Source organism: Streptomyces sp. CB02056, assembly GCF_001905545.1.
In the GTDB taxonomy this organism is placed as follows: Bacteria; Actinomycetota; Actinomycetes; order Streptomycetales; family Streptomycetaceae; genus Kitasatospora.
This window is the reverse complement of sequence record NZ_LIPD01000016.1, coordinates 125,650-140,196: the sequence shown is the minus strand read 5'-3', so window position 1 is coordinate 140,196 and position 14,547 is coordinate 125,650. Positions and strand designations below refer to the sequence as shown.

The 14,547-nt window shown below is 73.4% G+C and carries 10 protein-coding genes; 2 read left to right on the top strand and 8 right to left on the bottom strand.

Translation table 11 applies throughout. From position 1 onward, the window contains the following. Positions 1-118: 118 nt before the first annotated feature. The 6 genes from AMK13_RS34190 to AMK13_RS34165 form a co-directional block, all read right to left on the bottom strand. On the bottom strand, positions 119-814 hold the full coding sequence (locus AMK13_RS34190) for a demethylmenaquinone methyltransferase (protein ID WP_049651181.1): 696 nt from the start codon (positions 812-814) through the stop codon (positions 119-121). A 113-nt stretch (positions 815-927) separates the two neighbouring features. Next, positions 928-1,515: a hypothetical protein gene (locus AMK13_RS34185; protein ID WP_074005515.1), complete on the bottom strand. Its 588-nt coding sequence runs from the start codon at positions 1,513-1,515 to the stop codon at positions 928-930. Between the two features lie 254 nt (positions 1,516-1,769). Beyond that, a complete protein-coding gene (locus tag AMK13_RS34180; protein ID WP_074005514.1) occupies positions 1,770-2,486 on the bottom strand; it encodes an amidohydrolase family protein in 717 nt (238 codons plus the stop codon). A 125-nt stretch (positions 2,487-2,611) separates the two neighbouring features. Further along, positions 2,612-3,832 (bottom strand): cyclic dehypoxanthinyl futalosine synthase, encoded by a 1,221-nt coding sequence (gene mqnC / locus AMK13_RS34175; RefSeq protein WP_049651178.1) that lies wholly within the window; start codon positions 3,830-3,832, stop codon positions 2,612-2,614. Between the two features lie 137 nt (positions 3,833-3,969). Then, on the bottom strand, positions 3,970-5,700 hold the full coding sequence (locus AMK13_RS34170; RefSeq protein ID WP_074005513.1) for a protein kinase domain-containing protein: 1,731 nt from the start codon (positions 5,698-5,700) through the stop codon (positions 3,970-3,972). A 267-nt stretch (positions 5,701-5,967) separates the two neighbouring features. Continuing rightward, positions 5,968-6,888: a menaquinone biosynthetic enzyme MqnA/MqnD family protein gene (locus AMK13_RS34165; RefSeq protein ID WP_074005512.1), complete on the bottom strand. Its 921-nt coding sequence runs from the start codon at positions 6,886-6,888 to the stop codon at positions 5,968-5,970. 497 nt (positions 6,889-7,385) lie between these two features. Here AMK13_RS34165 and AMK13_RS34160 point away from each other — a divergent pair, with 497 nt between their 5' ends. Then, entirely contained in the window at positions 7,386-7,589 is a 204-nt protein-coding gene (locus tag AMK13_RS34160; protein WP_045692393.1) for a cold-shock protein, read from the top strand. Positions 7,590-7,935: 346 nt separating this feature from the next. Here the strand turns inward: AMK13_RS34160 and AMK13_RS34155 are convergent, their stop codons facing one another. Continuing rightward, positions 7,936-9,282: a dicarboxylate/amino acid:cation symporter gene (locus tag AMK13_RS34155; RefSeq protein WP_049655677.1), complete on the bottom strand. Its 1,347-nt coding sequence runs from the start codon at positions 9,280-9,282 to the stop codon at positions 7,936-7,938. A gap of 486 nt (positions 9,283-9,768) precedes the next feature. Here AMK13_RS34155 and AMK13_RS34150 point away from each other — a divergent pair, with 486 nt between their 5' ends. Next, positions 9,769-10,977, top strand: coding sequence for an MFS transporter (locus AMK13_RS34150; RefSeq protein ID WP_074005511.1), 1,209 nt, complete (start codon positions 9,769-9,771; stop codon positions 10,975-10,977). Positions 10,978-11,074: 97 nt separating this feature from the next. Here the strand turns inward: AMK13_RS34150 and AMK13_RS34145 are convergent, their stop codons facing one another. Continuing rightward, the gene (locus AMK13_RS34145; RefSeq protein WP_074005510.1) at positions 11,075-14,443 is read right to left on the bottom strand and encodes an SdrD B-like domain-containing protein; all 3,369 of its coding nucleotides are present in this window, start codon (positions 14,441-14,443) and stop codon (positions 11,075-11,077) included. Positions 14,444-14,547 lie beyond the last annotated feature (104 nt).

Sequence of the window (14,547 nt, the reverse complement as noted above, 5' to 3'; positions counted from 1 at the left end):
ACCGCCAGCCCCGACCGCCCCAACCACCAACCCGAGCCGGGCAGCCGGGCGGCCGAGCGACCGGGCCACGGGCCCACCGGGCCCGCCGAGCCCAGAGCCCCGAGCCCGCCAAGCCCGGCTACGCGATCTTGTACGCCCGGTGCAGCGCGACGATCCCACCGGTCAGGTTCCGCCAGGCGACCTTCGACCAGCCGTTGTCCTGGAGCTTGGCGGCCAGCCCCGGCTGGTCCGGCCAGGCCCGGATGGACTCGGCGAGGTAGACGTACGCCTCCGGGTTGCTGCTGACGGCGGTCGCCACCGGCGGCAGCGCGCGCATCAGGTACTCGGTGTAGACCGTCCGGAACGGCGTCCAGGTCGGGGTGGAGAACTCGCAGATCACCAGCTTGCCGCCGGGCTTGGTGACCCGCTGCATCTCGCGCAGCGCCTCGTCGGTGTCCTGGACGTTGCGCAGCGCGAAGGAGATCGTCACCGAGTCGAAGGTGTCGTCCGCGAACGGCAGCCGGGTGGCGTCGCCGGCGGTGAGCGCCAGCTCGGGGTGGCGGCCCTTGCCCTCGGTGAGCATGCCGACGGAGAAGTCGCACGGGACGACCTTCGCCCCGGCCTCGGCGAAGGGCAGCGAGGAGGTGCCGGTGCCGGCCCCGAGGTCGAGCACGAGGTCTCCCGGGCCGGCGGCCACCGCCTCGGCCACCGCCCGGCGCCAGGCGCGGGCCTGGCCGAGGGAGAGCACGTCGTTGGTGCGGTCGTACTTGGCCGCGACGTCGTCGAACATGGCGGCGACTTCGTGCGGCTGCTTGTCCAGAGAGGCTCGGGTCACGCCCCCCATTGTTCACCCTCGCACGGACACCCCGACCAACGGGGCCGCGCCCATGGACCTCACCGGCCGCCCCCCACGGTCCTCACCGGTCGGGCCGTTCCCGCACGCCCCCGTCAGTGCTGGGCGCGCCGCCCGCCCGCGCGGCGCCGCCGCCGGGACCGCTTGCCGTGGGTTATCGCGGGCATCCCGTCCGCGAGCGCCCCCGCCGCCAACGCGAGGTTGGCGGCCAGCGCCCCCTGCCCGCTGCGGACCGCGAGGGCCTTGTGGTGCCGACGGATGCGCAGCACGCAGATCACGAAGAACACGAGGGCCACCGGCACGCTGAACCGGGCCAGGCCCACGCCGACCGGCTGCGGGTAGGTGTCGCCGCAGATCCGTACCGCGCCCGGGTCGTCGGCGGCGTGCTCCAGGCAGACCGCGTCGCCGACCTTGGCGCTGTCCGAGAGCGGCAGCGCGGCCGCGGTGTGCGGCTCCCCGTCGGCCCGGTAGCTGACGGCGCTGTAGGTGCCGCCGCCGGTCGGGAGCTGGGTGACGACTCCTTCGACTCTCACCGGGTGCGCCTCGATCCGGTCGGCCTGGTCGGCCTGGCGCCAACCCAGCAGGCACATGCCGACGGCCAGCACTGCGCTGAGCACGGCGGCGAGGTACCAACCACGGCCCATCCGCGGGGTGCGCGGCGGGGGAACGGTCGCGGTTCGCATGGTTCCTGTCCTGGCTTGCCTTCGGGGCCGGGGACACGGCCCCGCCACCCGCGGGCGCGGGCGGTGGTGTGGTGAGGGTACGGAGTGGGTGAGCTGTCCGGGATCGTATCCGCTGGCGGGCCCTCAGGTCACGATGAAGGGACAATCACTCTCCGGTACCGGTCCCGGAGTTCGGGTGCACACGAAGGAAGTCCCGTGCGCCACAAGGAAATCCGGCTACTGACGAGTACGTCACACCCGCCGTGACGCCCGTCTCAGCGTCGGCGGTACACCAACCGCCCGCCCAGCACCGTGGCCAGGCACCCGCCGGCCACCGGTTGCGCGCCCCCGTCCCCCGCGACCGCGGCCGTCGCGAACACCGCGAAGTCCGCCCGGCCCCCGGCCGCCACCCGCCCGTACACGGCCTCGGCGAACGGCAGGACGGCCAGCGGGTCCAACGGCCGCGCGCCACCGTCCTGCGGCCCGCTGCCCTCCGGCCCGCCGTCCTGCGGCCCGCCGCCCACCCCGCCGGACGACACAGCGGACGACACGGCGGAACCGGGCAGCCCCACGACCCCCGACCGCGCCACCGCCGTCCGCACCGAGGCCCGCTCGAAGGGCCCGGCCACCGCCGTCACCCCGTACCCGAGCATCCGCTGCAGCCCCCGCCGGGCGCTGGCCCCGCACCGCGCCTCGTCGGTGGACCCGGCCAGCCCGTCCGCCACCGGTTCGACGCCGACCTCCTCCCGCGGATCCGGGTGGTACGCGCGTTCCAGCAGCCAGTGCCCGTACGGATTGCGCAGCCCGGGGGCGAGCACGGCCGCCCCCCAGTCCCGCACCCGCGCGCCCGGGTACCCGGTCGCCAGCTCCCCGTACGGCCCGACCGCCTCGACCAGCTCGCCACGCACCACCACCGCCCCGTCGGCGATGGACGGGGCGGTGGGATCGGCCGGGTCGGGCAGCACGAACGCCGCCCGGTGCAGAGTCAGCACAACAGCGCCTTCGACTTCGACAACAACGGCAAGTGCAACGGCAACGGCAACAGCGCCGACGCCGGCACCACCATCAGCGGCACCGGCACCGGCACGACAAGAAGGAAGGGAGGAGGAACGAGGACTCAGTTGTCCAGGATCTTCAGCTCGGGGTGCGCGGTGCCGCCCTCGATCGCCGTGGAGGCGATGTGCGAGGCGACCCGCGGGTCGACCGGGTCGTTGGCCGGGTCGTCCAGCACCCGCAGGTGCTCGTACGTGGTCGAGCGCTGCGCCGGGACGCGGTCGGCGGCCCGGATGAGGTGGATCAGCTCGGTGAGGTTGGAGCGGTGCTTGGCGCCCGCCGCCGAGACGACGTTCTCCTCCAGCATCACGGACCCGAGGTCGTCCGCACCGTAGTGCAGCGACAGCTGGCCGGCCTCCTTGCCGGTGGTGAGCCAGGAGCCCTGGATGTGGGCGACGTTGTCGAGGAACAGGCGGGCGATCGCGATCATCCGCAGGTACTCGAAGACGGTGGCCTGGGTCGAGCCCTTCAGGTGGTTGTTCTGCGGCTGGTAGGTGTACGGGATGAAGGCCCGGAAGCCGCCGGTGCGGTCCTGCACGTCGCGGATCATCCGCAGGTGCTCGATCCGCTCGGCGTTGGTCTCGCCGGTGCCCATCAGCATGGTGGAGGTGGACTCCACGCCGAGGCCGTGGGCGATCTCCATGATCTCCAGCCAGCGCTCGCCGGACTCCTTCAGCGGGGCGATCGCCTTGCGCGGCCGCTCCGGCAGCAGCTCGGCGCCGGCGCCGGCGAAGGAGTCCAGGCCCGCCTTGTGGATCCGGGTGATGGCCTCCTCGACGGAGACGCCCGAGATCCGCGCCATGTGCTCGACCTCGGAGGCGCCCAGCGAGTGGATCACCAGCTGCGGGAAGTCGGCCTTGATCGCCGAGAACGCGCGCTCGTAGTACTCCACGCCGTAGTCCGGGTGGTGGCCGCCCTGGAACATGATCTGGGTGCCGCCCAGCTCGACCGTCTCGGCGCAGCGGCGCAGGATCTCGTCGAGCTCGCGGGACCAGCCCTTGTCGCTCTTCGGCGGCACGTAGAAGGCGCAGAACTTGCACGCCGTCACGCAGACGTTGGTGTAGTTGATGTTGCGCTCGATGATGTACGTCGCGATGTGCTCGGTACCCGCGTAGCGGCGGCGGCGCACCGCGTCGGCGGCGGAGCCGAGCGCGTGCAGCGGCGCGGAGCGGTAGAGCTCCAGCGCCTCCTCCGGGGTGATCCGGCCGCCGGCGGCGGCCCGGTCGAGCACGGCCTTCAGGTCGGTGCTGGACGCATCGAGGGTGGTCGCTGCGAGCTCGGTCACCTGGCGGCCTTCTCTCTCTCAAGTGCTACTCGGGTACGGCCGAACCAGCCTACGCCAGCACATTCCGCCGCCCGCGTCAGCCCGCTGAACAGCGCGCGGAGCACCCCGGACCACCCCCGAGCAGCTCGGACCACGTCTCAGCCGTTCGCCCTGCGCATCGTGCCCGCCGGGTTCCCGGCCGGCGGGTCGGCGGAGGTGAACCGGACCGTCCCGTCGGACTGGAGGGTGAGCGTCTCCGCGTTGGAGCCGCCGGTGCAGGCGCCGGGGATCGAGGAGCGGACCAGCCGGGACTGGAACACCAGCGCGGTGGCGGAGGCCGACCTGAGCGTCCAGGCGCCCTCGCAGCTGATCGAGATCAGCCCGGAGGCCGCGTTGCGGCTGGTGGTGCTCTCCTGACCGATCGCCGCCGGACGGACGGTGAGCGTGGTGGTCCCGGCGGGCAGCCCCTTGTCGGTGACCATGTCCCCGCTCCAGGTGCCCAGGAAGGCGGCGGGCACCACGCTCGGCCCGCCCGTCCCGGGTGGCACCGCGCCCGGGGCGGACGACGTCGCGCTCCCCGGAGCACCGGGGGCCGACGCCACCCCGGAGCCGTAGGCCCCGCTCGGCAGGACGGCCTGGCTCGGATCGACCGACACCTCCGGCAGCGGCCCCACCGTCGGCGACGGCCCCGAGGCCGCCGGTTCGGCCCGGTGCAGCCACTCGTACAGCCCGTACCCGCCGCCCCCGAGCACCGCGAGCGCCGCCACGGCCGCCGCGACCGCCACCCCGGTCCGGACCCGCCGCGGCCGCGCCCCCGCCGGCTCGTCCCAGACACCCGAGCACAGCGGCTGCCGATCCCCCTCGCCCTCCGGCCCGCCCCCGGATGCGACGGTCGGAGTCCGCACCACCCCGAGAGCACCCGCCTCCGGAGCCGGCTCCCCCGAAGCCCCCGGAATCCCCTCCGGGTCCGGGCCCGGGTCCAAGTCGAGGTCCAGGTCCAGCAGCCCCACCGCACTGCGCCCCACCCCCGCCGCCAGCTCCGCCGGCAGCCAGCCGCCGTGCGACAGCCGGGTGGCGGCCGTGCCGTCCGGGTCCAGCCGGTCGTGGAGCTGCCGCGGGGTGGGGCGGGCGGCCGGGTCCTTGGCCAGGCAGGCGAGGACGGTCCCCCGCAGCGGCTCGGGCAGTCCGGCCACGTCCGGTTCCTCGTGCAGCACCCGGTAGAGCAGCACGGCCGCGCTGACCCCCTCTCCGAAGGGGTGCACGCCGGACCCGGCGAAGGCGAGGACGGCGCCGAGCGAGAAGACGTCCCCGGCCGGCCCGACCGCCTGCCCGTTCGCCTGCTCGGGTGACATGAAGCCGGGCGAACCGACCACGTAACCGGAACGGGTGAGGCCGCCGGCGGCGTCCAGTGCCCGGGCGATCCCGAAGTCGATCAGCCGGGGCCCGTCCAGGGTGAGCAGCACGTTGGAGGGTTTGACGTCCCGGTGCACCAGGCCGAGCCCGTGGACGTGGGCCAGCGCCCCGGTGAGTCCGACGCCGAGCGAGCGCACGGCCGGCTCGGGCAGCGGCCCGTACGTCCGGACGGCCTCGCCGAGCGCGGGGCCCGCCACGTAGCCGGTGGCGACCCAGGGCTGCCCGCCCTCGGTGTCGGCGTCCAGGACCGGCGCGGTCCACGCGCCGCCGACCCGCCGGGCGGCGGCCACCTCCTGCCGGAACCGGGCGCGGAACTCGGCGTCGTCCGCGAGTTCCGACCGCACCACCTTGACGGCGACGGTGCGCCCGCCGGCCGTCCGGCCGAGGTAGACCCGGCCCATCCCGCCCGCGCCGAGCCGCCGCAGCAGCCGGTAGCCGCCCACCTGGCGCGGATCGTCCGACCCCAGTGCCCGCATCCCCGTACGCTCCCTCGCCCGCTCGGCCGCGCGCGCCGCCGACCGCCGGGGGCCGAGCGGCCACCCGGCCGGCCGACCACCCGGGTCGGCCGTCCGGTCGGCCATCCGACCGACCGTCAGCCGGACGCGCCTCGGGTGCAGACCGTACCGGGCCCGGCCGGGCCCCGCCCGGCCCGCGGACCGGAACGGGGCCAGGAGCCGGACCGCGCGCCCCCGGGGGCCGTCGTCACACTCCCGTCGCCCCGCGGGCGGGGGCGAGGACGGGCCCTACGACCCCAGCGGCAGCGCCGCCGGCTCCAGCAGCCGCACCGCGACGTCCGGGGCGAACCCGCTGTCGTGCGCGACCCGCCGGGCGAACTCCGTGACCCCGGCCAGCTGCCGCTCGCCGAGCGAGAAGTCGAGCGCCTCGCTGAAGTACCGCTCCAGCACGTCCGCCCCGATGGTCTCCCAGCGGGCGGCCTGCTCGGCGACCTTGGTGGCCTCCACCAGCGACAGGTCGCGGGACTCCAGGAAGGCCCGGTGCACCGCGGCGGTCATCTCCGGGGCGCGCTCGGCGAACTCGCGCCGCACCGCCCAGACCGCGAAGACGAAGGGCAGTCCGGTCCACTCCTTCCACATCTCGCCGAGGTCGTGGACGGTCAGCCCGAGGTCGGCGGCCTGCCCGAGGTAGGCGCGCAGGGCCGGGTCGCCGATCAGGACGGCGGCGTCGGCCTCGGCGAGCATGGAGCCGAGGTCCGGCGGGCAGCTGAAGTAGTCCGGGCGCACGCCCTCGCGCTCCTCCAGGAGCAGCCGGGCGAGCCGTACGGAGGTGCGGCTGGTGGAGCCGAGGGCGACCCGGCGGCCGTCGAGGTCGGCGAGCGGCACCTTGCTCACGATCAGGCAGGACATCACCGGGCCGTCGCTGCCGACCGCGATGTCCGGCAGGACGAGCAGGTCGTCCGCGTTGCGCAGGTACTCCACGCAGGTGATGGGGCCGATGTCCAGGGCGCCGTCGACGAGCTGGTCGCTCAGCTTCTCCGGGGTGTCCTTGGTGAGATCCAGATCGAGCAGGTTGCCGGTCCTGGCGAGCCCCCAGTAGAGGGGGACGCAGTTCAGGAACTGGATGTGGCCGACCCGCGGCCTGACCGGGGTGTCCTGCCGGGGCTCCCGCGTCCGCGCGTCCGGTGTTCGTGCTTCCGGTGCTGCCACTGCGCCGCTCCCTTGCTGTTCGTGCCTCCCCGCAGCGTATGCCTGCTGTCGGCGGTGGCTCGCACCGGCCACCCGACACGCCCTCACGCGCCGCCGGCGGGCCTTTCCGCGCCCGCCCCCACCCTGACGAACGGCCGACGACCACCGGGCTGACCACCCTCCCGACCGACCGACGGCCGCCCGGCAACCGACCCGGCGAACACCCGCAACAGCCTTGCGCCCGGCCCCTGTGAGCGCCTCAGGACCGCCCTACGACACGCGCCTTCCACGCCGTAAGTGACCTCTGGTCGTCACAGCGGCCGCATGCTAGCGTTGCCCTCAGTTGCAGTTTGATTCCCCTTGCAGTACTTGAAGCCTGCGGAGCATGTAACCGCAGGCTTTTTGTAGTTTTTCAGCAATATCGAAAAATTTCGGACACGTCCGGAGGCAGGGCGATCAGCGCAGCGGACCGGGTGCCACACGGTGTGGCCCCCGACACGCCTCGCAAGGAGAACGGCATGGCCACGGGAACCGTCAAGTGGTTCAACGCTGAGAAGGGCTTCGGCTTCATCGCCCAGGAGGGCGGCGGCCCGGACGTCTTCGTCCACTACTCCGCCATCAACGCGAACGGCTTCCGTTCGCTGGAGGAGAACCAGGCGGTCACCTTCGACGTCACCCAGGGCCCGAAGGGCCCGCAGGCGGAGAACGTCACCGCTGTCTGACCATCCTCTGATGATCTGATCGCTCGTGGACCCCGACGGGTCCGCCGGCGGCTCCCGACAGCCGCCACCATGAGCACAAGAGCAGTACCCAAGGGGGCCCGCCCGTCCGGCGGGCCCCCTGCCTTTTTTCGAACGCCTTCCGGCCGAACTCCACTCGAACGTCACTCGAACATCGAACGGGTGGTTCGGGCCGGGAAGTTCGGGTGCGGAGAAAAGGAATGCGGAAAGGGCCCTCCCCCGTCACCGGGAGAGGGCCCTTTCCGTCCGGTCGATCGGACGTCCCCTCTGGCGTCCGATCGGGCATTCGGCCTCCGGCTGAGCGGCCGGACCGGAGGCCGAACGAGCCTCAGGCCGCGGCCGTGGCCGCTCCGCCCTGGGCGGCGACGACGGCCGGCTTGGCGTCCTCCTCGTACAGGTCCCCGGACGGGTTGTTGTACGCGGCGACGTCCAGGATCTTCTCCCGGGCGGCGACCACGATCGGCACGACGACCTGGCCGGCGACGTTGGTCGCGGTGCGCATCATGTCCAGGATCGGGTCGATGGCGAGCAGCAGGCCGACGCCCTCCAGCGGCAGGCCCAGGGTGGACAGGGTCAGCGTCAGCATGATGATCGCGCCGGTGAGGCCCGCGGTGGCGGCCGAGCCGACCACCGAGACGAAGGCGATCAGGATGTAGTCCTTGATGCCCAGCTCGATGTTGAAGACCTGGGCGACGAAGATCGCGGCGACGGCCGGGTAGATCGAGGCGCAGCCGTCCATCTTGGTGGTGGCGCCGAACGGCACGGAGAAGGACGCGTACTCGCTCGGGACGCCGAGGCGCTCGGTGACGCGGCGGGTGACCGGCAGGGTGCCGACCGAGGAGCGGGAGACGAAGGCCAGCTGGATGGCGGGCCAGGCGCCCTTGAAGAAGTGCAGCGGGTTGAGCCCGGCGGCGAAGCGCAGCACCAGCGAGTAGACGACGAACAGCACCAGCGCGCAGCCGAGGTAGATGTCCAGGGTCAGCGTGGCGAAGGGCTTCAGCAGGTCCCAGCCGTACTTGGCGACGGACTTGCCGATCAGGCCGAGGGTGCCGAGCGGGGAGAGCCGGATGACCCACCACAGGGCGGTCTGGGTCAGCTCCAGCACGGACTCGCTGAGCTTGAGGACCGGCTCGGCCTTGGCGCCGAGCTTGATGATCGCCGCGCCGACCACGACCGCCAGGAAGACGATCTGGAGCACGTTCACCTTGGCGAACGAGTCGACGATGTTGGTCGGGAAGATCCCGGTCAGGAAGTCGATCCAGGTGCCCTTGGAGTCGAGCGCCTTGAGGCCCTCGGTCTTCAGGTTGGTGCCCTCGCCCGGGTTGGTCAGCAGGCCCAGGCCGATGCCGATGCCGACCGAGATCAGAGAGGTGATCATGAACCAGAGCAGCGTGCGGGTGGCCAGGCGGGCCGCGTTGGTGACGTTGCGCAGGTTGGCGACGCTCACCACGATCGCGGTGAACACCAGCGGCGGGACGGCGACCTTGAGCAGCTGGACGAAGATCTTGCCGATCGTCTCCAGGGTGGTGGCCAGCCAGGAGATGTCGGCGGCGCGGGCCAGGTAGCCGAGGCCGACGCCGAGCACGAGGCCGGCGACGATCTGCACCCAGAAGGGCGTCTTGCGGATGCGGGCGAGCACGGACGGCGACGAGGTCGCCTCGGGCGCTGTGGACATGGGGGAGCGTCTCCGGGGGAGGGCGTTGCTGACGGTGAGGTGGGGGCGGAGCAGGCGGCACGGCGCGGGGCCGGACGAAGGGGTCGACCCCCGATCAGGGGCGTGCCGCCGCGGTACAGCTCGGGGCGGTACAGCGCATGGCGCGGCAACGGCCCATGGCGCGACAACGGCGCGGACTGTCCACAGCACCGGTCAGAGCACACGGGCGGGCGGCGCCGGGCAGCGGGCCCGGGCCGTGCATCCGCAGTGCGTCTGAGGCTGTCATGGCCGATACGTTAGCAGCAAAGGTTTGAGATGTTCAAAGTACTTGTTTGAGGTCACGGAGAGTTCCTGCCCACCCGAACCCCGCCGCGAACCCGCGCTCCGGACACGAACGAAGCTGACGCCCCATCAGGACGGCTCGGTGGTCCGATTGACCGCTGAACGGTTATACGTATAACTTTGGCGGCGTCCCCGCCCCTGCCTGCCCACCCGGAGAGGACGCCGATGGGCTACCTCGCCCTGCTCCGTGCCCCGCACGTCACCCGCCTGCTGTTCGGCACCCTGCTCGGCCGCCTGCCCGCCGGCATGACCGCCCTCGTCATCGCCCTCGCGCTGCGCGACGCCGGAGTGACGTACGGCCGGGTCGGACTGGCCACCTCCTGCTACGCGATCGCCGCCGCCGTCGGCGGGCCGGTGCTCGGCCGGATCATCGACCGCACCGGACAGCCGCGCGTCCTGCTCGCCTCCGCCGTGGTGGCCGGCGGCGGGTACGCGCTGCTCGCCCTCGCCCCCGGCTCCGCGGTCGGCGCGCCCGTCGGGGCCGCGATCGCCGGCCTCGCCATGCCCCCGCTGGAGCCCTGCCTGCGCTCGCTCTGGCCGGACGTGGTCGAGGAGAAGCAGCTCGACACCGCGTACGCCTTCGACTCCGCCTCCCAGCAGATCCTCTACGTGGCCGGCCCACTGGCCGTCGCCGCCATCTCCGGACTGTTCAGCCCGGTCGCCGCGCTCTGGGTGGCCGCCGGACTCGGACTGGCCGGCGCGCTGATCGTGGCCACCACCGGACCCGCCCGGTCCTGGCGCGCCCCGGCCCGGGAACAGTCCGCCGGACTGCTCGGACCGCTGCGCTCCCCCGGGCTGGTGCTGCTGCTGGTCGGACTGGCCGGGGCCGGCTGGGCCGTCGGCGCGCAGAACGTGCTGTTCATCGCCTACGCCGAACGGAACGTCGGCGCGCTGCCCGGCGGCGGAGGCACCCTGCTCGCCCTGGCGGCGCTCGGCGGCCTGCTCGGCGCACTCGCCTACGGCGCCGTCAGCTGGCGGCAGACCACGGCCACCCGCACCTGGATGATGGCCCTCGCGATGGCCGCCTCCTACCTGCCGCTGATCACCCTGCCCGGGCCGTACCCGATGGCCGCGCTGGCCTTCCTCTCCGGGATCATGCTGGCCCCGCTGCTGGCGGCGGCGTTCGTGCTGGTCGCCGAACTGGCGCCGACCGGCACCGTCACCGAGGCCTTCGCCTGGCTGGTGACGCTGTTCGCCACCGGCAACTCGCTCGGCTACGCCGTCTCCGGCAAGCTCGCCGAGGACTCGCTGCGCCCGGTGGCCCTGTGCGCGGTGGGCGGCATCGCGCTCGGCGGGCTGCTGCTGTTCGGCGCCCGGCGCTGGTTCCACCCGGCGCCGGCCGCCCCCGCCGAGCAGCCCGTCCCGGTGGGCTGACCCGCCCCCACGAACGACCGCGCCCGCCGGTGGTCTGGCCGGCGGGCGCGGTCTTGTCCTTCCTGTCCTTCACCTACGGGTGATCAGCCACGCGCGGTCAGCTGTGGCGGCCCCGACGGCGCCGGGCGACCACCGTGAACAGCACGCCGAGGCCCAGGGCGGCGGCGCCGAGAGCGGCCGGCAGCAGACCGGGCCCACCGGTGTGCGGCAGCTCGCCGCCATCCCGGTCCGGGGACGGCCGCTGCGGATCCTGCGACGGCCCGCCGGGCTCACCCGTGCTCGGGGGCTCGCTCGACGACGGGCCGTTCGAGGGGCCGTCCGACGGCGAGGTCGAGTCCGTCGGTGCCGGCGAACCGGTGGGCGTACTCGTGGGCGTACCCGTGGGCGAACCGGTCGGCGTCGGCGAACCCGTGGGGGACGGCGAGTTCGTCGGAGTCGGCGACGAGGTCGGAGACGGGGAACCGGTCGGCGTCGGCGAACCCGTCGGAGTCGCAGTCGGAGTAGGCGTAGGCGTAGGCGTCGGCTCGTCCACCGGCACCAGCCCCAGGTCCAGGCTCAGGTCCCGGGCCCCGCCCGACAGCCGTACGGTCTGGGTGGTCCCGGTGGCCGGGTCGGCGTCCGAGTCCCGCGCCGGGTCCTTCCCCGCGTGCCGCGTGGTGGCCCTGGCGCCCGCCGGAGCGGTCGTCAGGTCGAAGCGCACCGCGTACTCCCCGTCCGGCAGCTTGTCGAACAGGTAGTTCCCGTCCGCGTCCGTCACCGTGGTGACCGGCTTGCCCAGCTTGTCCCGGACCGGCTGTCCGGTCCCGTCCAGCAGCTCGACCCGGACGCCGGGGACCCCGTTCTCGCCGGGGTCCTGGACGCCGTTGCCGTCGCGGTCGGCCCAGACGTGGTCGCCGAGCGCGTTGTCCGGCGGCGCGGGCGCCTGGACGCCGACGCCGACCTTGGCGGGCTCGGCCGGCAGCAGCGGGCTACCGGTGGAGTCGGTGGCGGTGTAGGCGAAGCTGTTCCACGCGAAGTCGGCGTTGCCGGCGTCCACCGAGGCGACCATCGGCCAGGTCAGGGTGAACAGTCCGCCGGACGGCAGGGTGCCCGGCCGGCTGACCTTGAACCAGGTGGTGTTGCCCGGCCCGGGGAAGTCGGTGCTCCACGTGGCGTTCGCGTCGCACGGCCCGGGCACGGTGATCGGGCCGGTCGGGCAGGGGTTCGGCGAGGTGGTGTACTCGATCGCCACGGTCGGGTCGCTGGAGGTCAGCGGCCGGGTGAGCGAGGGCGTCCAGGCGGAGCCGCGCGGGACGTCCGGGCGCAGCAGGTAGGAGTCGCCGGGGGTGGGCAGCTTGTCGTACGCGACGAAGTCGGTGACCGGGTCCGGCGAGTCGTTGCGGACGGTCAGCCGGTAGGAGAGGCCGCCGCCGGGCGTGGTGGTGCCGGTGGTGGCGTAGTCCTGGTCGAGGTCGCCCTTGACCTCCTTGAAGGAGCGCAGCACGGCCGGGACCTGCACCTCGACCCGGGAGGAGGCGTGGCACATGGTCTCGGTGGTGTTGCCGTCGCCGTCGAGGTCGTGGGTGTCCGGGACACCGCTGTCGGTGCCGAAGTAGGAGCAGGCGACGGGTTCCCCGGCGCCCTCGGTGGTGACGTACGCGTCGTTGGTGAGGGTCCCGGGCCTGGCGCTGCCGGCCACCTGGACGTCGATCAGGGTGCGGTAGGCCCGGTGGTCGTTGAGGTAGGTCATGTCGGGCGCGCCGGCCGGCCAGGTCAGCTTGAGCAACTGGCGGCCGTCCGGTCCGGGCAGCACCTGGACGGAGCTCGGGGCGACGGACTCCGGGTAGCCGGGGTCGCGCCGGGCGCTGCCGTCCTGGTAGACGAGGCCGGGCGGCAGCAGGTCGTACATCACCAGCGGGGTGCCCAGGGTGCGGCCGGTGCGGTTGTACGGGGTGAGCTGGAAGGTCGCGATGCCGCCGGGGGCGAGGACCTCGCCGGAGACGGTGGTCTTGGCGGCGCCCAGGTTGGTGGCGGCGGAGACGGTGGTGTCGGCGCAGGCGTTCGCCGAGGCGGTGGCGCCGGCCGCGTCGGTGCCGGTCACGTCCACGCAGTTGTGCAGCGGGCCGGGGGCGGTGCGGCCGTCGTGGCCGGGGGTGACCACCTGGGAGAGCACCTGGACGGCGTTGCCGGGGCTCCAGCCGGTGGGGACGGGGCCGTTCCACTCGAAGCGCAGCCCGTCGAGCCGGCGGCCGGCCGGGAGGCCGAGCACGTCGTTCGCCGGGTTCCCGGCGCCTTCGGCGAAGGTGATCCGGCGGCTGCCCGAACCGTCGAACGGCTTGCCGGGGGTGAAGGTCCGCCAGGTCGGGTCGCCGTCGAGCCGGTACTGGAGGGTGAGGCCGATGGTGGCGGGGTTCCAGGCCTCCAGCTGGATGGACTGGGGGATCAGCCAGTTGTAGAGGCCGGTGGTGGTGCCGCCGCCCGGGTCGGTCATCACCAGGCGGGTGACAGGGCCGGCGGTGTTGACGGCGTGGAGGCTGAAGGAGGCGATGTCGCCGGAGACCACCCGGTCCTGCCAGACCTTGGAGGCGGTGACCTGGATGCCGGTGGTCGGCGGCTGGAAGACCGGGGACACGGCGGTGGCGTCGGACAGGTCGCGCATGCCCTCGGGGCCGAGCGGGTCGCCCTGCAGGACCACCGAGTTGGTGGAGGTGGTGCCGCTGGGGAACGCCGGGTCGGGGTAGTTGACGACCAGGACGCCGGGGTTGCGGCAGCCGGCCTGGCCGTTGCCGGCCCGGAAGGCGCCGATGTCGAACACCCAGCGGTCGGGGTTGCCCGGGTCCTGGGTCCAGCCGGGCGAGCGGCCGGTGTCGACGACGGCGCCGGGCGGCAGGGTGTCGACCAGCCGGCTCGCGTCCAGGTCGACGTTGGGGACGCCGCTGGTGGAGCAGGCGCTGAACTGGTAGGTGACCGAGCGGCCGTCCTGGCTGCTGGTCTGGACACCCTTGGTGACCTTGTAGTCGGGCTGGACGACGGCGCCGGTGGTGGCGGAGCCGGACTGCTCGGGCTCGCCGTCGGCGGTCAGGGTGGCCGAGTTGACGGCCTTGGTGCCGTTGGGGGTGGTGAAGTTGGGGAACCTGAGGACGACCTTGACGGTCGCGGTGGTCCCCGGGGTGAGGGTGAGGAGCCTGATGTCGAGGGTGCCGCCGACGGTGCCGGCCGCCGGGACGGTCGAGCCGGCGACGTCGACGGTGCTCGCGTCCGGGGTCCAGCCGACGAACTCCATCCCGGCCGGGAGGGTGTCGGTGATCCGGCCGTTGGCGCAGTCGGTGACGGAACAGGTGTAGCGCAGGGTGTAGGTGACGTTCTCGCCGGGCGCCGCCGTCGGCTTGTCCACCGTCTTGGTGAAGCCGACGGCCGCCTGGGCGGTCGGGACGGTGAGGGTGCCGGTGAGCAGCGTGCCCGCGAAGAGGCCCAGGGCGGTGGCCATCCGGCCCGCCTTGGACGAGGGTGAGGGTATTGATCGGAGCGTCCGCATCCTGGAATCTCACCCTCTGTTAATCCGAATGGAGGTACGGCGCGAGAGTAAATGAG

What these genes read in the sequence shown, in the direction of transcription:
- AMK13_RS34170 (WP_074005513.1), bottom strand. Translation starts at nt 5,700, where the DNA reads ATGCGGGCACTGGGGTCGGACGATCCGCGCCAGGTGGGCGGCTACCGG.
- AMK13_RS34145 (WP_074005510.1), bottom strand. Translation starts at nt 14,443, where the DNA reads ATGGCCACCGCCCTGGGCCTCTTCGCGGGCACGCTGCTCACCGGCACC.
- AMK13_RS34155 (WP_049655677.1), bottom strand. Translation starts at nt 9,282, where the DNA reads ATGTCCACAGCGCCCGAGGCGACCTCGTCGCCGTCCGTGCTCGCCCGC.
- AMK13_RS34160 (WP_045692393.1), top strand. Translation starts at nt 7,386, where the DNA reads ATGGCCACGGGAACCGTCAAGTGGTTCAACGCTGAGAAGGGCTTCGGC.
- AMK13_RS34150 (WP_074005511.1), top strand. Translation starts at nt 9,769, where the DNA reads ATGGGCTACCTCGCCCTGCTCCGTGCCCCGCACGTCACCCGCCTGCTG.
- AMK13_RS34185 (WP_074005515.1), bottom strand. Translation starts at nt 1,515, where the DNA reads ATGCGAACCGCGACCGTTCCCCCGCCGCGCACCCCGCGGATGGGCCGT.